Origin of the sequence: Flectobacillus longus (genome assembly GCF_030056705.1) — a bacterium.
GTDB lineage: Bacteria > Bacteroidota > Bacteroidia > Cytophagales > Spirosomataceae > Flectobacillus > Flectobacillus longus.
In genome coordinates this window covers 1-24,249 of the sequence record NZ_JASHIC010000026.1, presented here as the reverse complement: position 1 = coordinate 24,249, position 24,249 = coordinate 1, and the positions used below count along the sequence as shown (strand labels likewise).

The following is a 24,249-nucleotide window of genomic DNA, read 5'->3' as shown; positions in this document are numbered from 1 at the left end:
TAAGACGAAGAATTAATCAATAAAATATGTTTTTTGAAAAGTTTAAACAGCTTCATAATCTCAAACTATGCTTTAAAACATTATTTATTATCTTTTAAAAAAGACATTTCGATTTGCCACCCCTTACTTTTCTTGTCTTGACACAAGAAAAGTAACAAAAGAAAGTCAAGAAATCCTAAACTCGCCTGCGGCTCAAACAACAGGATTTCAGAAAAATAAATACAAACTTTTTTATTTTTAATGACCTAGAAAATTTAAACATGCTCTTAAACCGTAGCAACAGTACAATGAATAAACTTCTCAAATGTGTTATTCATCTGATTTTAGAGGATTAATTGTCAGGTTCGTCCAATCAAGCACCTATTGCATACGGTTTAAAAAAAGGGATAAAGCATTGTATATGAGCACCTAATACTTGACTTACAACACTTTACCTTTTTAGTTTTATTCTTTCACTAACTCAGCTAGTTTTTTCTCTAAATCTTCACCACGTAAGTTTTTGGCGATAATTTTACCGTTTTTATCTAGCAAAAAATTCATTGGTACTGCTGCTACTGCATACATTTTAGCCGCCTCATTTTGCCAGCCTTTTAGGTCAGAAACATGAATCCATGTGAGTTTATCGGCATCAATTGCTTTCATCCAATTGGCTTTTTTATCGTCTAAAGAAACCCCTACGATTTCAAAGTTTTTATCACGGTATTGGTTATACGCCTTCACAACATTCGGGTTCTCTTTACGACATGGTCCACACCAGCTAGCCCAGAAGTCTACCAGCACATATTTACCTTTCAAAGACGCTAAATTGAAGGCTTTACCTGTTGAATCTGCCATGGTAAACACAGGTGCCATACGACCCACATCTACTTTGGCTGCTTTATCCAAAAAGGTTTTTACTTCTTGTCCGTAAAAGGAATCCTTCGCATTTTTCGCTAAATAATTAAAATATTCTTTGGCTTTTTCCTCTGAACCTGGTCTTGTAAAATAGCTGTAAATAATAAAAGGACTAATCAATGAAGTGGGGCGAGTAGTAATATATTGCTTACAAACACTGTCAGCGTAACTTTCACCTTGACGGAAGAGTTTGCTAGCTTTTTCTCTAATAGCCAAACTATCAGGCGTTTTGTTTTGTCTTGTTTCCCAAAACATTTTATCAGCCTTACCCATTAATGCATGAGCGCCTTCCATTTGTTTACGGTGAATCATCCAATCTTCATGAATTTTTGATCCTTTTACCGTGGCTTTACCAATAGAGTCTTTTTGGGCAACAACCGTAATCTTTCCACTTTGAACAAAAATTCGAGCACTCTCTTTTTTAGGAACTAGATATAGATTGTAAATCGCAGGGTGTTTGATTTCTCCTTGAAAGGTAAAAGTTCCATCTGGGCTAATCAATGAATCTATGTCAAAGCCTTTCCCGTTGTAAGTAGACAAATACACTTTCTCATTTTTAAGACCTGAGATTTTACCAGAAATATGGTATTTTTCGGTAGCTACAGCTTTTTTTTGCGCAAAAAGCCCTGTGACAGCGAGCATACTGATGCTCATTGCCAATACTATTTTTTTCATAAAAGAATTGGTTAAACTTTGAAAATGATGAATTATGAGTTGTGAGTTAGTAGTGTACGAAGGATTTCAAACAATTTCAGATTTGGGATTTCTGATTTCGGAAATATAGAAGCTTACACTTCCGAAATCCAAAATCCGATATCCCAAATAAACAGTTTCAGCACTCCTACCTAATAGTATCGCCCCAACTTCATAATTTTGTCTATTTAATAAAATAATCTAATGCTTTTTTGAGCTCTTCGCCTCTTAAATTTTTGGCAATAATTTTGCCCCTTTTATCTAGCAAAAAGTTAGTAGGAATCGCCGAGATGAAATAGCGTTTAGCTACTTCTCCTTCCATCCCATTTCCATCGCAAACCTGTTTCCATTCGAGCGAATCCGTCTCTATGGCCTTTGTCCAACTCTTTATGTTATCATCAATCGAAACGCCAACAATCTCAAAATCCTTTTCTCTGAACGCTTGATACATTTGTACCAAATTGGGGTTTTCTTGGCGACAAGGTCCGCACCAACTAGCCCAAAAGTCAATGAGCACAAACTTTCCTTGCAACGACGATAATTGGAATGGATTTCCGTTTACATCCCGTATCGTAATTTCAGCGGCTATTTTGCCAACACTCACTTTTTCATTTTCATACAAATAAGATTGAATCGTTTTTCCATAAAATGATTTCTTCACAACATCTGTCAAAACCTCAAAACTCTCACGGGCTTTGGCTTCATTATTTGCCTGTATAAACCTAGACTTGATAACCATCGCACTTACGATCGAATTGGGATGAGATTTTACAAATTCGGTAGTCACGCTGTCATAAAAAGATTCCACTTTGGTAAAAATGCCATATATCTTTCTTTGCTTTTCGGTGGATGTCAGCGTATTATCTGACTCCACTGCGCTGACTCCTTTGGCAAATTTTCGTCCCAGTTTTATCTGTTCTTGATAAATATCCATGTCATCATTGGCACTTGAACCTTGTATTTGAGCATGTTCCAAATCGCCTGCTTTTGCGGTTACCAGCATATTCCCAGCCTGTACCACTATTTTTCGTTCGTCCGTCATGGGACTAAGATATAGTGTGAAAGTTTGAGGATATGCTAATTTTCCTTGAAAGCGAAAACTTCCATCTTGTGAGAAAACAGAGTCAATGATTTCCTTTTCGTGGAAATAGCTTTTTAAAAAGACTTTTCGTTTTTTGAGCCCTTCTATTTTACCACTAATCTGATACTTTGGGGTTTGTTCATGTTGTTTCTGTCCCAAAACGGTTGAACTGACCCAAAGTAGCCACAACAAAGCATTTCCAAAATTTTTCATAAATCCTATTCTTGTTTCAAAAAGAAAATTACAAAACATCTCTGAAACAAGAATAGGTATCATGGAATATTAGTGCGGAATTGTGAGTTAGACCTATTTGAAAGGTTACAAACAATTGCGGATTTAGGATTGTTGATTGCGGAAATACTGAAAGTACCTTCATTTTTTGGGGTAAAAAAAGTAGGTTATACTTCCGCAATCCAACATCCGATATCCGAAATGGATATACTACTAACTCACCATTCTACATCAGCACCTAGTACCCTGGGTTTTGAGTTAGGTTTTTGTTGGCAGCACGCTGGTTTTCTGGAATTGGGTACAATACTGCGGTCGATTTCCAAGTACTTTTTCTAATTCCTCCCAAAACAGCATCAGCACGACCTGTACGTTTCAAATCAAGCCAACGATGTCCCCATTCACCAAATAACTCTAACTTTCTCTCTTTTTCAATTGCCAATAACAATTGGTCTTTGGTAATAGTACTCGTCAAAGCGGCTAATCCTGCTCTTTTACGAATAATATCTACGTCGGCTTTTGCTTCAGCGATTTTACCTTGTTGCGCTTTAGCCTCCGCATCAATTAAATACAATTCTGCAAAACGCAAACCTACGTTGTATTCATTTCCTGTACCTGTTCTTACTTTGTACTTATTGATAAAGTAATATTTTACACCACCAACAGTCGTAACACCTGTCCAGTTAGTTTTTCTTAAATCGACATCCTCAAAAGACTTATACAGAGTATCTACTAAAGTAAAAGCTGGAATCACACCAGAAGCAGCCAAGAAATTGCCTCCGAAAGTTGATACTCCTGAAGCATTAGCCTGTTGCCAAATAATTTCGTTACTCGTATTCACAAATACATCTGCCAAAGCTGGCAATGTATAGGCTTGTGAACTAATCACCGAGGTAGCGCTAGTTTCCGCATTTGCCCAGTCTTTTGTGTACAAATACGCTCTTGCCAGCAAAGTCGAAGCGGCATATTTATTGGCTCTAGCCTTAAACGTTCCAGCATAAGTGGCAGGAAGTTGCGCTTGTGCTTCTTTCAAATCGGTAATAATTTGTTTCCAAACATCAGCCGCAGGCGTTCTAGGCAAAGTCGCATTCGTTGCATAATCTGCGTCAGGAGTTAATGGCATTGGCACATCTCCGAACAAATTGACTAGGTAGAAATAAGTCAAAGCACGAACAAACTTTGCTTCTCCCAACAATTGGTCTTTCAAGGATGGCGTCAACGTTTGAGATTGATTCAATCCGTAAATTGCATTATTGGTATTTTTGATTTGTTGATACGCAATATACCAAATCGAGTTTTCTACCAGAGAATTGGTATTGGTTAAAGCATTATTTTCAAATTCATCATAAGACGCATTCACGGTATTGTACTGAATATCATCTGCTGATAAGCCTGGGTAAAAAGTGCTTGCCTGCACAAAGCTTGTCATGTTACCGATTGAATACAAACCTAGTACTGCACTGGTAGCTGTGGCATCGGCTTTGAAAACATCCTGCGATACCACTTGTGTCGGTGGCGCACCCAAATCGACAAACGACTCGCATGAGCTAAACAAAGTCGAAATAGCGATGGCTGATGCCCAAAATCCACTTTTAAATTTATGTATATTAATCATAGTAAATTCAATTAAAATGAGCAGTTAAGTCCTAACATGATGGTTCTAAGTGGAGGCAATACTTGCCCAATTGTTCCTGTTCCCAAACCAGTCGGTCCACCCGAAACTTGTGTTTCTGTATCCAAAATATATTTGTTTTTTGACCAAGTAAACAAGTTTTGTCCTTGAACAAACACACGAAAGTTGGTCATACCAATAGCTTTGGCTATTTGACTCGGAAACTGGTATGAAACACTTGCAGAGCGCATTTTCAAATAAGAAGCATCTCCCCAAAAAGCATCCGACGAACTAAAGAAATTGTAAGAGTTGGCAATAGCAGTTCCAGCAGTAGCCGATGCACCTGGAATAGTAGTAATGTCTCCTTCTTGTTTCCAAATATTCAAATACGAAGCATTTTGGTTAGTCAACGCCCCTGGTCTTGTATTGATGATATTGGTTTGTCCGAAACGATGGTTGAATTGGAAGAAAATATCAAATTGGAATCCTTTGTATGATACAGAGTTACCCAAACCTCCATAATATGGGGTTCCGATTTTGGCTACATATCTGTCGTTAAAATCAACAACACCGTCTTTATTGATGTCTTCGTACTGAGCCGCTCCCGTTTTAGGATCTACGCCTAAATAATGCAATACTCGGGTAAAGTTGATAGGCTGACCAATAATATACGAGCTACTCGAAAAAGTATTTTCCAAGCCATCAAATTTCAACAATTTGTTTTGTGGTAAAGTAATGTTGAAAGTAGTTGTCCATTTCCAATCACCACGAGAGATATTGGTCGTATTTACTTCAAATTCCCAACCACTATTTTCAATCAACGCTGGTAAGTTAGCTTGAATAGCATTATAACCACTTTGCGTTGGTAGTCTCAAATAAGCAATTTGATTTCCTGAACGGTTGTTGTAATATTCTGCGGTAAACAAAACTTTGTCTTTCAAGAAACCTAATTCTAAAGCTGCTTCAAACTTTTTAGTTGTTTCCCATTGAATATCTGCATTTGGTAAGGTTGTTGGCACCAACGAAGGATTGCTCAAATAGGTTGTCGAAGTACTATACAATGGCAAATACAAATAGTTAGAAATTTGGTCGTTACCGTTTGTACCATAACTCGCACGTAGTTTACCAAAGCTCAAAGCTGGGATACTTTTAGCAAAATCTTCTTGTGAGAATACCCAAGCAGCACCCAAAGCGCCAAAATTACCAAAGCGATTATTTGGCCCAAAACGAGAAGAACCATCACGACGGAAGGTAGCATTGACAAAATATTTGCCTTGCCAATCATAATTTACACGTCCAAAAATTGCATTGTACTTGTACTCAACAATATTGTTGTAGTTTACCGTTACTAATCCAGCACCCGAAAGGGTATTCAACAACGCCTCTGTACTATAGTTAGTTGCAGTTAACGAAAACCCGTTTGAGGTATTATGTTGCCAGCTTGCACCCACTACTGCCAAAAGTTTGCCTTTACCAATTTCTTTCACATACTCCGCTGTAGGTTCAATAATATAGTTTTGAGCCTTATTGTCCGCAAAGTTTAAAGTACTGGTTGGGTTCGACGATGGATTCAACACCGAGGCTGGCGTCAAGTTTTTCTGCTCTAAATCAGTAATAGTATATCCAAAATTTGCCTTTAAGTTTAAGCCTTTTGTAACATTATAACGAACGGTTGCATTACTAATCAAATTAGACGTGTTAGCATTGTTCTGACGCATCAAAGTTGAGAGTGGATTGGTGAAGTTGTTCGACCAAAACATCTTTCCATTGGCGTCGTACAAAGGTAAATTCGGAGGAAGGTTATACACCGAAGTCAAATCACTTTGAGGCAAATTTGTTTTATCTTTAGAATAACTTAACGCTAAGGTAAAATTCAATTTCTTATTTCTGGTACTATGGTCGAGATTCAATCTACTCGAAAATCTTGTGCTTGAGTAATCACCAGGGAAAATTGTAGTTTCGTTGCGGTATCCCAAATTGAACATAAATTTGGTAAAAGCATCACCACCAGACAATGACGTTTGGACATCGTTAACTTTACCAGTACCTCCCAAGAAATACTTTTGCCAGTCGGTAGTTTTGGTTCTGTCCCACACTGTCAAGTCTGGGGCATTGCTGGTATTGGGCGTAACACCGTCGTTTTTGAATGCCTGTGTTCTGAGGTCGTAATATTGATCAGGGCTCAACATCGGAATAAAGCGGTTCAATTCTGTAAAACCACTTGAAGCGTTTACATCAAATTTTGTTTTGCCAGATTGTCCTCTTTTAGTCGTAATCAATACCACACCGTTCGCTCCACGAGAACCATAAATAGCCGTTGCATCGGCATCTTTCAAAATATCAATTCGCTCAATATCGTTGGGATTAATCATGCTAAATGGACTAATACCGCCATTAGCACCTGAAATACCGAAAGCATTGAGGTTATCAGTTGCGGGGCTACCACCATTAAAATTGGTAAACGGAACACCATCAATCACGTACAAAGGAATTGTTCCTGATGACAATGACCCCTGACCACGAATTTGAATTTGGACAGCACTTCCTGGTAAACCATTGTTTTGAGCAATCTGAGCACCAGCAATACGACCTGGCAAAGCAGCTAATACGTTTGATACTGGCTGTTTGCCGATTTCTGCAGAAGTAATCGACGTCACCGAACCAGTATTGATTCTTTTTGAAGAAGTACCATAACCAATTACCACTACCTCGTCTAGTGAACGAAGTGCTTGTTTCAACGAAACTTTGATATTGGTCGCGTTTCCAACGGTAACACTATACGATTCGTAGCCTACGTAGGTAAATAGTAGCACATAGCCTTTTTTCGCCATGACTCTAAATCTACCTTTTTCATCAGTAATTGTTCCAAAAGGCGTGCCTTTGGCTGTCACCGAAACCCCAATAAGTGGCTCACCAGATTCCGCAGCGACCACGGTTCCTGTAACTTCCTCTCCTTGGCTACTTTCGGCTTGGGCGTTGGGTAAACCGTTTGCCTTTAATAAATTCAAATTGTTGTCTACTACCTTCGACAAAATAATCATACGATTGTCTTGAACCGAAAATTTGATACCTAGAGGTTTTAAAAGTACCTCTAAAGCACTCCCTAAGGTTTCTTTTGAAGAGTTAATAGAAACAATTTGATTGATATTGATTTGGCTACTGCTATATACAAACTTCACTTTCGCTTCTTTCTCTAGTTGCGTTAAAGCAGCCTTTAATTTCACGTTCTCTACCTTGACGGCAATATTCTGATTTAGAACACCTTGTGCAAGATTTACATGGGCGTGAATAATTCCTGTGAACACCATAATTATGATGGCCTGACACATCGTAAACCGCATAATTCGAAGGATTAATTCTTTGATTCGATAATTTTCTGTCATACCTTTGATTGGGTTTTATTCTTTTTTGAAATGGAGGGATAAGACAATATTTTCTCGCCACCGCTGCCGAGCGGTGTGACGAAACAAATAAATTCGAGGGCAAGAGTGCTGGAACCACTCTTGTCTTTTTTTATGCTTGGATTTTTTTCATTTGACGTTTTGGCTTTAAGGGTTGACGAATTAGTTAAGGAAATTTAATTTTTAGAGTGATAAAAATTTTAGTGCTGAGTTGTGATTGTAAATTTTGAATTATTAGCATTTTACATTAAAAATTGATACAATCTTATTTTGCACTAATTCATTCTGGAAGAATCTCTTTCAGATCAAAACGATGATTCTTTCTATTTATCTAACTTCTCATCTTGACTACTGGAACTAGTCTAAATGATTGATTATTCTTTATTAAAATATTCTGTAGTTGAATGTTATTTGTTAATGGTATATCTGTTATTGGAGCGTGTTTGAAAAAACCATTAAGCATTTGTCGAAAAAACAAAATTTCCCTTCGCCACTCCTTACTTTTCTTCACTAGGCGTGCCCGTCTAACACAAGAAAAGTAACCGCAGCGGCGGCCGCAAAAGAAAGTCAAGAAATCCTAATCGAAGTGGCGACCCACCTCGCCTGCGGCTCAAACAATAGGATTTCATTAAACCAAATACAACATTTTTAATGACTTATAAAATTTAAACATATTCTAAGGAGCCCCTCATATTCAAAATACTTTTATAACTTTTTCAATCTTACAGATTGTTTTATTCACAAACCAAAAATCCTTGTCCCCAACTCAAAAATCAACAATTTACCTACACCCTTCTGCTTTCAAAAAAACTTTATTCCCCTCAATCACACAACTGCCATTCATAATCTGACAAAGAATCGTCATGGTTTTATCCAATGACTGGTCTGTAAAATCTGCGGTGATTAAACAGTTACCTATCGTATTATTAGTAAGTTCGAAATCTACATCAAACTTGGTCGATATTTTTTCTAATACATCCGACATACGAGCGTCTTCAAAACTCATATTATACTCAGTATTAAGCAAATACGAAGCAGTATTTTCTGCTGTTGCTGCTTTAATCTCCTTTTCTTGTGGCATACAAATGGCCTTTTCTGATGGAAGTACCAAAATATGCTTACTACTGTTTGCCAACGAAACTGCCACTTTGCCCGTAAATACTACCACCTCCACGTGATTGCCAACTGGTCTAATATTAAAACTTGTCCCCAACACCTTGGTATTCATGCCATTGGAGTGAACGATAAAAGGATGACTTGCATCTTTGGCAACCTCAAATAGCGCCTCTCCAATCAAATTTACTTCACGGGTAGCATTCACAAAATGCTCAGGATATGTCAATGAACTGTTCCCCTTTAACCAAATAATACTGCCATCTTCCAATATCACCTTTTTAGTTTTACCAACCGAAAAGGCTTGAAAAGTTTCATTTTTTAAATCAAACGTATCATAACCCATTGGGCTCAAAGCAAACACACCGCCCATTACCAATAGTACAGACGCAGCAATTCTGGCAATCTTATTGAATCCAAATGGTATTATTCTAGCAGGGGTTTCCTCGCTCAAACGTGCTTGAATTTGTTGATACATTTTCCTCTTCAAAGCACCTTCTTTAGCGATTTCCTTTTCTAGCGATTCATCCGTGTTTTCAGTCAATGAATCTAACCATTGTTCAATCAAGATTTTCTCAGCAGTCGAACACTTTCCTTGCTGATATTTTTCAAACAGAATTAATAATTTACGGTCTTGCATATATTTATGATAGTCTATAAAAGGACTCAAAGAATATTTGGACATTTTCGAAAAACACCAAATATGATTTTACTCCTTTCTAATAGTGAAGTAAATTGAAGATGCAATTACACCTACTCCAAAAGAAAAAAATTTAATAAAAATTTATTTTTGAGTAAAAATGCTTAGATATTGAGGGGTTGTTGATTGAGTGAATAAGTGATTATTTCTCAATTTTGAAGAAAGTCCATCTACTCCTATCCCATTATTCCAAATACAACCATCAAAATCAAGAAATCTCCTAAATCTTCACGAAGATGTTTGAGAGCTTTTGTTAAGTGGTTTTCGACGGTTTTGTGTGAAATATTTAATTGCTGGGCAATTTCTTGAATGCTCAAATGTTGCACACGACTCATGCGAAATACTTCTTGGCATTTTTCGGGTAAGTCGCTCATGCTTTTTTCCAGCATCATACGAAGTTCATTGAAGGCAATACTCTCGTTGTTGGAATCGTCAAAAAGTTGTTCTCGGAAATGGGTAAATTGCGCTAGATAGTTATTTCTAACTTCTGCTGATTTCATAAAATTCAGCATCTGAAACTTAACCGCCTGATAGAGATAGCCAGAAACAGAGCTTTCGATTTTGGTCGTTTTGCGATTGGCCCACAAACTCACGAATACTTCTTGGATGATTTCTTCACAGGTTTCTTTATCACGCAAGCGATTGTAGGCATAGGCATATAGTTTTGACCAGTAACGCTCATATATTTCGTCAAAGGCCATTGATTTTCCTTCCTGAAGAAGTGAAAAAAGTTCTATATCGCTATGTGTTGGCGCGTTTTTGATGGGCTTAAATAGAATTATTAATGATTAGTTCTCATAAATTCGATTTACAAAACTATAGGACTATTTAAAATTGCAAAGCTTTTATGTGAGTTTTTTTCTGGACACTCCTATAAAAATAAGCTCCTCAGGCTTCTTAATTTACTTTTATCAATAAAAAGTCATAGCTGAATGTACGCACTTTTTTTGAATCTATTTCAAGAAAAATATTCAAGATAGCTTCCTAAAAATGAAGGCAATCTACCAATTACAAAAATCCCCTAGTGGAGCTAATAAACTCAGCACTAGGGGATAAAACAGAATACTTTAAGCGTAAATAAAGAATTATTCCACTTTTAAAATTGCTCTTTGATAGCGAATAATAGAGGGAGTTCCATTGTCACGACCTTCTACAATAATATGAATTGTTTGTCCCTTTTGGGCATCTGATGGAATAGCTACTTTAACTTTATTATTTCCCTCAGGACTAATCGTTACAGACTGAGGATATGTACCTGCTTCGGGATACTGCCAAAAAGTAAAAGCCACTTGATTTTTGTCGGGGTCTTTAGCACTTGCTTCCAACAAGATACTTTGTCCAGCTTTTACCTTCTTGAAGTTTCCATTTTTGAGGCTCAATTTTGGTGCATGGTTGGCTTCAGCATAAGGTTTGATACACCAATCTGCACGAGCAGCAAAATCTAATTGCAGCGCTTCCACCCAACGAGTTTGTGGAAAAGCCGTATCTTCTTTTTTGGTATAAGGATTATAATCTTTTACATGATTGCCATCTTCCCAACGATGTGGATTTGAGGTAGATTGAACCATTCTTCCACCCCAACCACCATACTCAGGGTTATTTTTGTTCATTAAACCTACATCAATCAGTTGAAAATACGCAGGCGAATCTCCTTCTGAAATAAAGTCATATTGGGTCATCTTCTGTTTATTCATTTCCTCCAATGTACCATGTTTATGATCGTCGTCGCCTTCTTGCTTTTGTCCATCGCCCCATGAATAGTATTTTTCTAACAATGGACCATGATTTTTGATAATATTTTTACCCATAAATGCTCCCCTCAAATACGGCTGCAATGCCTCAGGAACTACACGTGGCCAAGGATATGCAAAACACCAAAATTGATTCGAGTTATAGAAAATTTTAATATCAGGCCATTTAACAGAAACGTACTTGCGATAGGTAGCGTCTTGGTCAAGTACAGCATAAAGTACCGTTTTTTTACAAACTTTCTCATAAATTGATTTCCATTGAGGAGTTTTTCCATATTCATCCTCAATAGACTTTAATGCTCTTGCAATGGTGTTGGTACCACCCCAAATCTGTAAAAACAAAGGACTCATGTCATTATCTAGCAATTTGGCTTTGATAAAGTTTGACCCCTCTGTATCCTTTTCCATTTCACCTTCAAAATCTATGTTTCCTACACGAATAAGTTTTGTCAGGTAAGCTGGACTTGGATATGCTTTATCATGCTTCAACAGATTGGGATATACTTTCGAATATTCTTTCAATAAATCTTGAATCCATTGCGTTCCTGGCCAACGAAGCGACGTTTTAGCACCATACAACTTGGCGGTCATTTCCATTTCTGAAGTAAAAACCGTTCCTTTTCCATCACCTTTATAATGCCACTGCGAACTACTATAAATGAGTCCTTCGAGATTGAATTCGTTGCTATACAATAGCATTCGAATAAACGAATCAACATCATCTATCTCTCCATCTGTGGTGACGATAGTACGAGGTTTATTTTGAGCTACACCCGTTTGCAACATTCCAAACAGCAGTGTCATCGTTAATAAAATGTGTTTCATGGATAGTGAGTATTAATGATGGATAGTGAGTCGCAAATTTTAAATATAAGATTCTCGTAATCAGCATACTAAATACTAATCAACTCAATCTTTATTTTACGTTGCAACTCAATTGTCAATTAATGGGAGCTTTTGTAAAGTGAGGTGTTAAGAAAGGTGTGTTTGTTTCTGTTTGGATATAAATAATATACTAAAGCAAAATAATATTTTATCAATAGTGAATGTAATATATTGATAATTAAAAAAATACATTCATAATTCTGTATCAATACTTCTGTCGTACCCTGACAGAAAAATATCGTTATTCCGTAGAGTTCATTTCTTATCCATTTAAAGCTTTTTGCCAACCTTCATAATAGGTCCGTACAAGGGTATTGTCAGCAGGTTCGATGCTGGTAATATTGGCTTTGCAAAGTTCTGACAAAGTATCAATGCTCTGATAAACACCGCTTTTAAGACCTGCCAAATACGCAGCACCTAATGCCGATATATCATGATTTGCTTGTTTTTTGATGGAAAAACCCAGTAAATCAGCCAAGAAAGTAGTAACAAATTTGTTGTGACTAATACCTCCATTGATTGAAATCGAACTAAAGTCTTTGCCCATATCCTTACTCATAGCATCGAGTACATCTTTGATTTGGTAAGGAATACTTTCTAAGGCTGCACGAACAATGTGATGGATGCTTGTACCAAAAGTAATACCCTGAATGGAAGCTTTTCGGCTCATTTGCCAATGTGGTGCACCTAAGCCACTAAAGGCAGGAATCAGATATACGCCAGCATTATCTTTTACTTTTTGGGCTAAATCATCGGTTTCAGCAGGATGAGTGAAAAATTTTAATTCGTTTTTTAACCACTCAATCGTTGAGCCACATGAAACAATAGCTCCTTCAAACGCATAATCTACTCTTCCCTCTACACTCCAGCAAACGGTGGTTAACATGCCATTTGAGGAGATTAATGGTTCACTACCAATGTTGGACATAATCGAACAGCCAGTGCCTAGTGTTGCTTTGGCAGTTCCTTTTTCGAAACAGCCTTCCCCAAATGTTGCCGCATGAGAATCGCCAATGAGAGCAGTAATAGGCAATTGATTTTGTGCTAAAACTCCAACAGCAGATTTTTCATCGGAATAAGTCCAGTTGCCATAATCGTAAGAAGAAGGATGTACTTCTGGTAAATGAAGTTTTTCGAGTCCCCAAAGTGCTAAAATTTCTTTATCCCAAGTCAAAGAATGGATATTGAGCAAAAGGGTTCTGTGCGCATTGGTATGGTCAGTTTTATACGATTTACCTTCGGTAAGTTTGTATAAAAGCCAGCAATCTACTGTACCAAAATATACCTCTCCTTGATCGAGTTGAGTCTTTAAATCAGGGTTATTTTCCAGTAACCATAGTAATTTGGTTCCTGAAAAATATGGGTCAATTATCAAACCTGTATGTTGTTTTATCAACTCATTTTGTCCTTGGTTAATGAGATTTTCACAAACCTGCGTAGACCTTTTGCAAGCCCAAACCACGGCTGGCGACAGTGCTTTTCCAGTTTTGTCCCAAAGCACAAAAGTTTCTCGCTGATTGCTAATGCCACACGAAGCAATATCCTTGGGATTGTATCCTTTTTGCTGAAAATCCTCTAAACACAGACTCACAGAAGTTAATACATTTTGAAAAATCTCTTCTGGGTCTTGTTCCACAAAACCATTATCGAAATAATTGGTATGTAAATCGGCATGACCTTTACTGATAACTTTTCCTTGGTTATCAAAAATTATAGATTTAGTACTGCTTGTACCTTGGTCAATGGCTAAAATATATTTCATTATTTTTTACTCTTACGGTCAATAATTACGGCTAATAAAATCACCAAACCTTTTACTACTTGTTGCCAAAACGGTGATACATTCAAAAGCACCAAGCCGTTGTTGAGCACCCCAATAATCGCTGCACCAATCACAGTGCCAGTCACTGTGCCAATTCCTCCTGATAGCGAAGTACCACCAATTACTACTGCTGCAATAGAGTCGAGTTCGTAGCTTGCACCCGCATTTGGCTGTGCAGAATTAAGTCGAGAAGTAACCATGATTCCTCCCACTGCTGCCATCATTCCTGAAATACCATACACGATAAGTTTAGTAACTTGTATATTGATTCCAGACAGAAAAGCTGCTTTTTCATTACCTCCAATCGCATAGATATGACGTCCGAAAGCCGTTTTCTGACTGATAAACACCACCAATAATACCAATAAAATCGAAATCCAGACAGGTACAGGAATACCAATCAACCAACCAGAACCAATATATTCAAATTTGGGACCTAGGTTAGAAATAGGAATCCCTTGGGTATAAAGCATGGTTGCACCACGGGCTATGGTGAGCATCGCAAGCGTAGCCACAAAGGGTGGCAAGGAGAATTTGGTAATCACCAAACCATTGAAAAGTCCAATCAACAAGCCTACAATAATAGCGGCCAAAATACCGCCAAAAATGGTAAAACCTACATGAATATTCAGAGCTCCAATGGTGATTCCGTCTTTGAGCAAACCTGCACAAATCACCGAAGTAAACGCCAACACAGAACCAACCGACAAGTCGATTCCTGCCATCAAGACAACTAAGGTCATACCTGTGGAAATACAGACGTTTACCGAAATCTGACGCAGTACATTCCAGATATTATTGGCAGAAAGAAATTTATCAGAAAGAATACTTATGACAATACAGAGCAACAGAAGTGCAATCAGTGATTGTGATTTTTTTAATAGTTCTTTGTTCATTGTATTTTTATAACTATTTGAAAAAGAATCGAATAAGATAATTTATAAAATTGCAGCCTTCAACAATTTATCTTCGTTGGCCTCCTCTGCACTCAACTCAGCAGTAATACGTCCGCCAGACATAACCAAAAATCGATCGGCCAAAGCTAGTAGTTCGGGGATTTCGGAAGAGACTACAATAAAGCTTTTCCCTTCTTGCGAAAGTTTTTTGATTAATTCATAAATCTCGTTTTTGGCATTAATATCAATTCCTCTGGTGGGTTCGTCGAGCATCAAAATACTAGGGTTAGTCGCCAGCCATTTGGCAAGAACCACCTTTTGTTGATTTCCTCCACTCAAATTCAAACAAAGTTGTAGTGAAGAAGGGGTTTTAATTGCCAACGAATCGATATAGCTTTGCGCATTTTGTTGCTCTTGTCGAGTATCAAGCAATTTGTCGCTAGCTAGTGTAGTAAGTGATATATTGGAGGCAATATTCATTCCCAGTACTAAGCCTTCTGTTTTGCGGTCTTCCGTTACAAAAGCTATCCCATTAGCAATGGCATCTTTGGGCGATTGAATTTTTACAGGCTTTTGGTGTATGACCATCGAACCTTTCAGGGCAGTACTATTTAGTCCAAAAATACTTTCAAGCAATTCGGTACGTCCTGCGCCCATCAAACCAAAAATCCCTAAGATTTCGCCTTGGTGAAGATTTAATGAAATATCGTCTAATAAGTTACGATTCTTGAGTTTAGGATGAGGAAGAGTAAAATTTTGAATGTTTAATATTACCTCTTGAGAGATTTGAGTTTTAGCTTTTTTCTCAATCGTCACCTCACGACCCACCATTTGACGAATCAATGCATGCTCTGTAGTATCGAACATATCGCCTTCTGCTACGCTACAGCCGTCACGCATAACGGTGTATTTTTCGGCAATTCGAAAAAGCTCATCCATCTTGTGCGAAATATACACAATCGTTTTACCCTCTTTTTTGAGTTCAGCAATAATACGGTGGAGGTTATCAATCTCGGCATTAGTCAGCGCCGAAGTGGGTTCGTCCATCAAAATCACCTGTGCGTCAATCAATAGAGCCTTGGCAATTTCGATGAGTTGTTGCTCACCAACTTTTAAGTTTTGTACCAAAGTATCAGGCGAAAGCTTCAGTTCTAATCTTTGAAGTAGTTGATTCGTAACTTTTTTCATACCTGAATAATCGAGCATTCCCCACTGATTTTCAATTTCTTGACCTAAAAAAATATTCTCAGCGATGGTCAAAGTAGGAATTAAGTTTAGTTCTTGATGAATAATCGAAATTCCAGCTTTTTGAGCATCTTTGATATGATTAAATTTTACAACTTGTCCATTCAAATGTATTTCGCCTTCGTAATCGGGATATACGCCTGTGAGGATTTTCAAGAGCGTTGACTTCCCTGCCCCATTTTCTCCTAAAATGGCGTTGACTTTGGCAGGATAAAAATTCAAGTTTACGCCCTTCAATGCTTTCACACCAGGGAATGATTTTGAAATATTGACTGCTTGTAGCACGTGCGAATGGTTTTGTGGAAACGCTTATATTTTAGAAATCTTAATGGGCAATACACTCAAATTCAACAAGTCATGTTGCTTTTCTCCCAGCTTTACTGCGCCAACTATGTCAATGGTATCGCCTGCTTTCACGGTTTTGAGTTCTTCAGGAATAGCTTTTTCACGAATAATCGTATTTAAGCTTTCTGAAATCTTGTTGAACTCAGCCGTCGTTTTGAAATCAGTCAATTTTACCAAACCCGAAGCATCACGAATGGCATTTCCAAAAATGAACTTTGTATCTATATCTAATAGTCTGTTGCCTGCTGCCAATACTTTCAATCTATCTCCCTGAACCTCCAAAATTTTGGCTTGGCATTTGACCAGATAATACGCCGAACTTCCTATGCCTAACCTATTGCCGTATTTGGCAATGTTGGCATGGTCATTTTCAGCAAAGGACGATAACAACTGCGACAGCTCAACCGCTTGTGATTTGGCGAGTATTTGTTGATATAAGTCTTGTGAATATTTAGCAAAATCAAAATTCGAATCCTTTTTTTGCTTCAAATCATCTAAACTTTCTATGTAGATGGAGTTGTAGATAGCCACAACTGCCAAGACAGAAGAAATGATAATTTTTTTCATAGTTATAAGTTTCTTGAGAGAACAGCCACCTAACACGATAATGTGGTTTAATGACTTAATTAAGGTTGAATGCTGAACAGTGAATGTAAAATATTGGTAGTTAATATGCTTTAGGTTGTAAGCCGTAAGCATTAGGCGAAAAGCTTAAATTATTTCATGAGAAATACTTTTCAACTTATAGCCTACAGTATAAAGCCTAGTGCTTAAAGCGGGTAAAATTCTTTTAATTTTGCCCACTAACCTAATCCGTTGCTACTTGTAATTTTTCGCATTGGCAGTATTCACAAGTTCTACTTCCACAGGTACTCTTTGTGGAAAGTCACGCTTACCTTTCAAATACTCGTCGGCATATTGGGCAGCAGTTTTTGCCATAATTTTTGGGTACTGCATACCTGTTGCGACGATTTTACCTTCCTTTATCTTTTCGATGACTTCCGAAGCACCATCAAAACCAAATACTTTTACATTGGCTTTCCCTGCGGCTTGCAATGCCTGATACGCCCCGAGTGCCATAGCATCGTTGCCACAAAAAACTGCATCGATGTTAGGATGTGCTTGCATGATGGTTTCCAAAACCTCCATGGCTTTATTGCGGTCAAAATCACCACTTTGTTGAGCTACCATTTTGAGATTAGAAAATTTGTCAACAACCGAATGAAAGCCTTTTGAGCGTGCCCAAGTATTGTTGTCTCCCACCAAACCAAGTATCTCGACATACGTACCTTTCTCTTTCAAGGCTTTTACAAACTCAATGCCTACCTCGACACAACCAGAATAGTTATCTGACAAAATTTGACTGGTAGCAGCATCATCGTTATTGATTTCACGGTCCATACAAAACACTGGAATACCAGCAGCCTTGGCACGAAGCACGTTGGAAACCGACCCATCGGCATCAGTTGGGTTGAAAAGAATCGCATCGAACTCAGAAGAAATAAGGTTTTCAAAATTGTCTGACTCTACGGCAGGACTATTCTGAGAATCAAATATCTTGGCTTCATAACCTAGTTTTCTAGCATTTTCGGCAGCCGATTCAGCTAAGATTACAAACCAAGGATTGTTGAGCGTAGAAATAACTACCGCTACTTTTTTCTTTTCATTCGACTGGCTTTTTGAACAAGCACTTACCAGAAAAACTCCTAAAATCAGCGATGCCGTTATGAGGATGTATTTTTTCATATTAGCCTAAAATGTTTAAAGCTGATTGTGTCAATCCTTTTTCTGAAATTCCATAATGTTCAAAAATCTCACCTTGAGAACCCGAAACGGTATGCTCATCTGGTAAGCCTACGATTTTGAATTTGTTATGGCAACCATTTTGTAAAAGCACCGAGCCAACAGCCTCACCGAGTCCACCATACACAGAATGCTCCTCTACCGTAATGATTGGTGTATTTTGTGAAGCTAATTGCAAAATCAGTCTTTGATCCAAGGGTTTAATTGTATGCATACTTACCACTGTAGCCGAAATTTGATGCTCTTCAGCCAACTTTTGAGCGGCTTTTAGACATGGCCAAACGGCCTCACCAGTAGCGATAAAGGTCAAATCTGACCCCTCTTTTACTACACGCCCTTTGCCCACTTCGAAGCTTGTCGCATGCTCAACCTCTTCGATTTTTTCGGGCATATTCTTTTTCCCAAAACGAAGATAAACAGGCGAATCCATAGCAGCGGCTTGGCGAATAGCCTCAGCAGTTTCGAAGTTATCCGCTGGTGCAATAATCGTAATATTGTTGATGGCTCTCAAAACTGCGTAGTCGTGCAAACTATGGTGTGTACTTCCCAATGCACCATAACTTACTCCTGCTGAAATACCGATAAGTTTGACAGGATTGTCAGAATAGCAAACGTCATTTTTGATTTGCTCCAAGGCTCTTGCCGTCAAAAAACAAGCTGGTGAAACCGCAAAAACTTTCTTACGCATACTCGCCAAACCTGTGGCTACGCCAACTAAATTTTGCTCAGCAATACCCACTTCTACAATTTGCTCTGGAAGTTTTTGTCCAAATGCCACTAATTTACCTGAGCCTCTAGAGTCACTGGTTACTGCAAAAACAGTTTTATCTGCTTGGGCGAGTGATTCCAAGGTTGAAGCGAAGACCTCCAAATTGGCAAGCCCTACTCCTTTCGGAATATTGGTTATTTCTTGACCCATAAATTTACTTATTATGTGTTTGATATATTTAATGCTAACTAGAGTATTTTTAAAAATTTTATTTGGCATTTGTTATAAAAACAAAATTTCCCTTCGCCACACCTTACTTTTCTTGTCTTGACACAAGAAAAGTAACAAAAGAAAGTCAAGAAATCCTAAACTCGCCTGCGGCTCAAACAACAGGATTTCAGAAAAACAAATACAAACTTTTTTATTTTTAATAAGTTATAAAATTTAGACATGCTCTAAATTGACATCGAATAGGTAATAATTTTGAATGGTAAGTTAGAGCTGTACGAAGGTTTTTATTTTGTTCAACAGAGTTCTTATTTATTGTTTTTTTGGGGTGTAGCTGCAACCCTTGCGGTTGCCATTTCGGATGTTGGATTTCGGAAGTATAGCCACTTTGAGGCTCATATTTTAAAACCGCTCTTTACTCCGAAATCAGAAATCCCATATCTGCAATAGTTGAAACTTACTCAGCACTGACCTTTACTTATTAACTCATTCTACTATACGTCATCTAGCCATCTATATCAGCCAAGGCTAACTCGTATTGCTCGGCTGTTGGTACGCCATGATGCCATTTCAAGACATTTTCCATATAACTCACGCCCTTTCCTTTGGTCGTATGAGCAATGATAAATGAAGGCTTTCCTGCCTCAAAGGGAAGTGCATCAAAGGTATTTACCAAGGATTCTACGTCATTGCCATCAACATGTCGAACCGCCCAGCCAAAAGCTTCTAGTTTTTTATCGAGTGGCTCCAAGCCCATTACATCAGCATTCGGAGCGGTAATTTGGAGTTTGTTATAATCCAAAATAGCACAAAGGTTATCGAGCTTGTAATGCGCTGCAAACATAAATGCTTCCCAGTTAGAGCCTTCTGCCATTTCGCCATCGCCCAATACGGTGTAAACTTTCACGTCTGATTGATCTTTTTTGGCAGCCAAAGCACTCCCACAGCAAATAGACAAACCATGTCCGAGACCACCAGTGTTCTGCTCCATTCCTTTAATTTTCTTGGTTGGGTGACCAATGTAGGGCGATTGATACTGGCAAAGCGTCAATAAATCATCTTCAGGAAAAAAGCCTTTGTCGGCCAAGACCACATACAAAGCTTCTACACAATGCCCTTTGCTTTGGATATAAATGTCTTTTTCAGGTGAATTAAAATTTTCAGGAGAAACATTCAATACCTTATTGTAAAGCACATTCAAAATGTCAATAATCGAGAGGCTGCCTCCTGTATGTCCTGCCTTCGCATTGTAGATATATTTGAGAATCTTTTTGCGATATGCTTTGGATTTCTCTTCTAATTCTTTGATGTTCATAGTGTTTGAGCTTCTTGAAATGAATATCGTTTAAGTATCAGCTAATTATTTTGCTGCTCTAATGGTAATGATAATTCTTTGATAACTAGTCAACTCTGGTTTCCCGTTATCTGTTGCTTCCAATATTAGGTGGATGGTTTGCCCTGCCTGTACCTCTTTTGGAATCTGTATTTCAGTTTGAGTACTATTAGGATTCGAAATCACAATTTTACCCGTGTAAGCTCCTACATTCATTTGCCACCACTTTGTCTGAACAGCATTTCCGTCGGGGTCAGATACAAATCCATTCAGTCGAATTTTATCGCCACCCGAAGCCATTATTTGTAATGGTCCCTCTACTCTTACAATCGGCTGATGGTTGGCATTAGTAAATTTTGGCGTTACTGACCATTGCATTCTTGCCGAAAAGTCTTTTTGTGCCTGAGGAAAAAAGTTAGGAAATGTGTTTTCTTTGGCTTGCTTGTTGGCATTACTCAAAACGTTTGCCATTGCGTTTGCACTAGTATCTGAGAGCATAAAGAAATTATTGGAAGTCTCCGTTTTAGCAATCGAACGACCACCCCATCCTCCATAAATGCCATCTTCGTAAGCACGTAGTCCGTTACCCAACATATTCATAAAGGTATGGTCATCGCCTTCGCCCAACCATGAACCTTTTTCTTGTACAGGCATCCAAACGGCATATCCTTTCTTCTTGAGTTCTTCATTAGTTAAGCCCGAAAAACCAAAATAGTCAAGGATATCTCCTTTTACCATTTGTTTTCCATCACCCCAAACACGATACAAAGCTCCTAAAGGACCACGACTGCTTACATTTTCGTTCATCCATTTGGCAGTCAAAAATGAAGCATCTTCTGCCTTAGCGTTCAATTGAGCGCCATACCCATAATTGGGAACATCCTTAAATTGGCGATATTCGATATTAGGCCAATGTGGTTTGATATAGGTGGCGTAAGTATCATCTTGGTCGCCAGAAGGTAATAAAACTACCTTTTTAACAATTTTTTTCTGAATAGCTTCCCATTGCGTGGTGTACTGATATTGTTCTTCAATTGATTTTAAGGCTCTTGCAATGGTGCTTTGCCCGCCCCAAGCAGTTATGAATAATTGCCCAGGTTTATCATCCAAAATAAGTGTTTTAATCAAATTTGAGCCTTCTGAATCTTTGGATATATCACCATCAAACTCGACATTGCCATATCTAATTTTAGACTTCAGCGTGGCTGGCGCAGGATATTCAGGGCTATGTACTTTAAGATTAGGGTATGCTTTTTCGTAAGCACCCACGATATCATGGATAAACTTTTCATCTTTTGCCCATCGCCATGATTCGCATGGACAAAGATTTAAGCCAAAACGAACATATTCTCTACCCGGCACAGACCATTTAGTACCTTTTCCGTCACCCTTCCAGTGGAATCCGCTGCTGGCATAAATCAACCCTTCAATGTCAAGATTGTCGCTGTACAACAAAAAACGAATCAATGAATTGTTGTCGTCAAGCTCTGGATCGGCTGTTATAATGATTCTAGGTTTTTCCTTTTTAGATGAAATTTGAGCTACAACTTTCACCGATAGAAAGCCAAGATTCATTAGGATAGCCAAGCAGAAAAGCTTCGCTAGTTTTAAACAGCCGATTTTTGAGCACATCTTGATAGATTGTATAATTGGTTTTTGGATAAATAATTCACTGTAAACAATCAAGGTAGTTTAAGTACTTACCTCTTCCTTTCCTCCCAATTACTTATACTACCTTGCCATAAAACTTCAAATCTCAGTAAGCGCTTATTTCTAATGCTTGTAGATTTCCCAGCCCATATAGTTTCCTAATGCCTCTTCCAAAATTGAAGCTGTTTTTGAAGCATTCATTACTACGTGGTGTTCAAATCCATTACGGCAAATATATTTCATGAGTCCTTGTAAATCAGGAATTTGAGCTACTGCACGGTTACCAAATGTTTCTAATGGGTCATTAGTCAACTCACCTTCACCAATATAAGCTTTGATAATACCTTTAGGGTCGTCGGTGCTAATTCTTCCATAGGTCAATGGCATAGCAGGAGTACGTCCGTCCAAAGCACCATAGGTATTTTCGACGCCTACCGAAGTTCCTAAAATTGGGGCATTGCTAATTTGAATATCTGGCAAGAATGATTTTGCCCAGTTACCGCAGTGGAACAACACACATTTGTCTTCGTCATTAGCATAGTTATTATTCCAGTCAACCAATGCACTTGGCGAGCCTGATGCCAATTGCATCGCATACATTGAAAGCGTACCTGTAACGTCCACTTCGCAGGCAGAAGGCAACATATTTTCAGACATGATACTCATGCTAGTACATACGTTGCAACCGTAGTTTTGTTGTAAAGAAGTCCAGCATTGAATAGCAGTCGCATCTAGGACATTTTCCTCCATGATTTCTTTCAAAACCACATCCAATTTGGCAATCTGAATCATGGCTTCGTTTGGCGTTCTGCCTTTAGACGCATAAGCGTTGATAGATTCCAAATGCTGTTTTACTTTGTCGTCATTGCCTGTTAATTTATTGGCACGTCCCAAAATTTCTGACAAGTCAAATGTCGTTACTGTGATACCGTTTCTTTGAAGGATTTTTTCGGAATAACGAACTGTGTTAAATGCCCTTGGACGAGCGCCAATAGCACCAATACGAACACTTTTTAAGCCTTTTACCACTCGACAAACCGACACAAAATCTAGTAAATCTCTTTGGAAATTTGGATCAGACGGAGCCGAAACATGCTGACTAGTCAGTGTATATTTAATGCCATATTGATAAAGGTTATTACAAACCGAAATCTTACCACACCACGAGTCACGGCGATTGACCACGTTCATTTTGCTCAAATCATCAGGGTACGCCTGAATCAATACTGGCACGTTAAGATTGGCTAGTTTGAGAGTATCTGCTACGCCTTTTTCGTCCCCAAAGTTTGGCAATAATACCAAAATCCCTGCAATCTCCTCACGATGGGCTTTGAACAAATCTGCACATTTTTGAGCTTCTCTAAAAGTCTCTACTCCTCCTAATTTTGTATCGTTGGTATCCAACAAAATAGGCTTAATTTTAAGACTATTGAATACCTCAATAATTTCAGTTCTTGCTTTTTCGACTAAACTGTCTGGGAAAAAATCTCTGTTTCCAATAATAACGCCAAGTGTCATTTCAATTGTTTTTTAGGGATAAATCGCTATCCTATTTCAAGTTAAATTTGAATAAAGTCAGATATAAGAGGACGTTATTAGTTAATCGTAGACTAGTTATTAGAGTACACCTATCATCAAAAGATTGTAGTCAAATTGTATCTCAGATATACTATTGATTTAAGACCTCTTCATACTTAAATAATACTTTTTAAAAATATTTGGGCAAAAGAATATCAGGCATTAAACTTTATCACGGTTTATTATTTATTGTTCTGAAAGTAACTCTAAGATTATGTAATCCAACAGCAATATCCATGATTCGATCTAGGATTTGACTGGTTCTTAGGCGTATTTTCTCCT

16 protein-coding genes are annotated in these 24,249 nt (G+C 38.0%); all 16 read right to left on the bottom strand.

All coding sequences use genetic code 11. The features are described 5' to 3' along the window. Positions 1-444 precede the first annotated feature (444 nt). The 16 genes from QM491_RS18925 to QM491_RS18850 all read right to left on the bottom strand — a co-directional run bounded on the left by QM491_RS18925 (position 445) and on the right by QM491_RS18850 (position 23,907). Entirely contained in the window at positions 445-1,569 is a 1,125-nt protein-coding gene (locus QM491_RS18925) for a TlpA disulfide reductase family protein (protein ID WP_166551889.1), read from the bottom strand. A 202-nt stretch (positions 1,570-1,771) separates the two neighbouring features. Beyond that, the gene (locus QM491_RS18920; RefSeq protein ID WP_283329103.1) at positions 1,772-2,881 is read right to left on the bottom strand and encodes a TlpA disulfide reductase family protein; all 1,110 of its coding nucleotides are present in this window, start codon (positions 2,879-2,881) and stop codon (positions 1,772-1,774) included. 256 nt (positions 2,882-3,137) lie between these two features. Beyond that, on the bottom strand, positions 3,138-4,511 hold the full coding sequence (locus QM491_RS18915; protein WP_283329102.1) for a RagB/SusD family nutrient uptake outer membrane protein: 1,374 nt from the start codon (positions 4,509-4,511) through the stop codon (positions 3,138-3,140). An 11-nt stretch (positions 4,512-4,522) separates the two neighbouring features. Next, positions 4,523-7,891, bottom strand: a complete 3,369-nt coding sequence (locus tag QM491_RS18910) for a TonB-dependent receptor (RefSeq protein WP_283329101.1) — start codon at positions 7,889-7,891, stop codon at positions 4,523-4,525. A gap of 799 nt (positions 7,892-8,690) precedes the next feature. Beyond that, a complete protein-coding gene (locus QM491_RS18905; protein ID WP_283329100.1) occupies positions 8,691-9,707 on the bottom strand; it encodes a FecR family protein in 1,017 nt (338 codons plus the stop codon). A 191-nt stretch (positions 9,708-9,898) separates the two neighbouring features. Continuing rightward, positions 9,899-10,459 carry an RNA polymerase sigma-70 factor gene (locus QM491_RS18900; protein WP_283329164.1) on the bottom strand — a complete coding sequence of 187 codons (561 nt, stop codon included), beginning with the start codon at positions 10,457-10,459 and terminating at the stop codon, positions 9,899-9,901. A 348-nt stretch (positions 10,460-10,807) separates the two neighbouring features. Then, positions 10,808-12,298, bottom strand: a complete 1,491-nt coding sequence (locus QM491_RS18895) for a DUF1593 domain-containing protein (RefSeq protein ID WP_283329099.1) — start codon at positions 12,296-12,298, stop codon at positions 10,808-10,810. Between the two features lie 322 nt (positions 12,299-12,620). Further along, positions 12,621-14,120, bottom strand: coding sequence for an FGGY family carbohydrate kinase (locus QM491_RS18890; protein ID WP_283329098.1), 1,500 nt, complete (start codon positions 14,118-14,120; stop codon positions 12,621-12,623). Beyond that, positions 14,120-15,076, bottom strand: coding sequence for an ABC transporter permease (locus tag QM491_RS18885; RefSeq protein ID WP_283329097.1), 957 nt, complete (start codon positions 15,074-15,076; stop codon positions 14,120-14,122). Before QM491_RS18885 ends, QM491_RS18890 begins: the two co-directional genes overlap by 1 nt. A 42-nt stretch (positions 15,077-15,118) precedes the next feature. Then, complete coding sequence (locus QM491_RS18880; RefSeq protein WP_283329096.1) at positions 15,119-16,606, bottom strand: sugar ABC transporter ATP-binding protein; 1,488 nt, start codon at positions 16,604-16,606, stop codon at positions 15,119-15,121. A 24-nt stretch (positions 16,607-16,630) separates the two neighbouring features. Next, positions 16,631-17,233 carry a DUF2291 family protein gene (locus QM491_RS18875; protein ID WP_283329095.1) on the bottom strand — a complete coding sequence of 201 codons (603 nt, stop codon included), beginning with the start codon at positions 17,231-17,233 and terminating at the stop codon, positions 16,631-16,633. Between the two features lie 252 nt (positions 17,234-17,485). Beyond that, positions 17,486-18,412, bottom strand: coding sequence for a D-ribose ABC transporter substrate-binding protein (locus tag QM491_RS18870; RefSeq protein ID WP_283329094.1), 927 nt, complete (start codon positions 18,410-18,412; stop codon positions 17,486-17,488). Between the two features lies 1 nt (position 18,413). Continuing rightward, positions 18,414-19,388, bottom strand: a complete 975-nt coding sequence (locus tag QM491_RS18865; RefSeq protein WP_283329093.1) for a transketolase family protein — start codon at positions 19,386-19,388, stop codon at positions 18,414-18,416. Positions 19,389-19,911: 523 nt separating this feature from the next. Beyond that, on the bottom strand, positions 19,912-20,721 hold the full coding sequence (locus QM491_RS18860) for a transketolase (protein WP_283329092.1): 810 nt from the start codon (positions 20,719-20,721) through the stop codon (positions 19,912-19,914). A gap of 45 nt (positions 20,722-20,766) precedes the next feature. Then, positions 20,767-22,314, bottom strand: coding sequence for a DUF1593 domain-containing protein (locus QM491_RS18855; protein ID WP_283329091.1), 1,548 nt, complete (start codon positions 22,312-22,314; stop codon positions 20,767-20,769). Positions 22,315-22,512: 198 nt separating this feature from the next. After that, a complete protein-coding gene (locus QM491_RS18850; protein ID WP_283329090.1) occupies positions 22,513-23,907 on the bottom strand; it encodes an L-fucose/L-arabinose isomerase family protein in 1,395 nt (464 codons plus the stop codon). Positions 23,908-24,249 lie beyond the last annotated feature (342 nt).

Excerpts from the sequence above, each read along its gene's own strand:
- QM491_RS18925 (WP_166551889.1), bottom strand. The coding sequence starts at position 1,569 with ATGAAAAAAATAGTATTGGCAATGAGCATCAGTATGCTCGCTGTCACA.
- QM491_RS18920 (WP_283329103.1), bottom strand. The coding sequence starts at position 2,881 with ATGAAAAATTTTGGAAATGCTTTGTTGTGGCTACTTTGGGTCAGTTCA.
- QM491_RS18915 (WP_283329102.1), bottom strand. The coding sequence starts at position 4,511 with ATGATTAATATACATAAATTTAAAAGTGGATTTTGGGCATCAGCCATC.
- QM491_RS18910 (WP_283329101.1), bottom strand. The coding sequence starts at position 7,891 with ATGACAGAAAATTATCGAATCAAAGAATTAATCCTTCGAATTATGCGG.
- QM491_RS18905 (WP_283329100.1), bottom strand. The coding sequence starts at position 9,707 with ATGTCCAAATATTCTTTGAGTCCTTTTATAGACTATCATAAATATATG.
- QM491_RS18895 (WP_283329099.1), bottom strand. The coding sequence starts at position 12,298 with ATGAAACACATTTTATTAACGATGACACTGCTGTTTGGAATGTTGCAA.
- QM491_RS18890 (WP_283329098.1), bottom strand. The coding sequence starts at position 14,120 with ATGAAATATATTTTAGCCATTGACCAAGGTACAAGCAGTACTAAATCT.
- QM491_RS18885 (WP_283329097.1), bottom strand. The coding sequence starts at position 15,076 with ATGAACAAAGAACTATTAAAAAAATCACAATCACTGATTGCACTTCTG.
- QM491_RS18875 (WP_283329095.1), bottom strand. The coding sequence starts at position 17,233 with ATGAAAAAAATTATCATTTCTTCTGTCTTGGCAGTTGTGGCTATCTAC.
- QM491_RS18870 (WP_283329094.1), bottom strand. The coding sequence starts at position 18,412 with ATGAAAAAATACATCCTCATAACGGCATCGCTGATTTTAGGAGTTTTT.
- QM491_RS18865 (WP_283329093.1), bottom strand. The coding sequence starts at position 19,388 with ATGGGTCAAGAAATAACCAATATTCCGAAAGGAGTAGGGCTTGCCAAT.
- QM491_RS18860 (WP_283329092.1), bottom strand. The coding sequence starts at position 20,721 with ATGAACATCAAAGAATTAGAAGAGAAATCCAAAGCATATCGCAAAAAG.
- QM491_RS18855 (WP_283329091.1), bottom strand. The coding sequence starts at position 22,314 with ATGAATCTTGGCTTTCTATCGGTGAAAGTTGTAGCTCAAATTTCATCT.
- QM491_RS18850 (WP_283329090.1), bottom strand. The coding sequence starts at position 23,907 with ATGACACTTGGCGTTATTATTGGAAACAGAGATTTTTTCCCAGACAGT.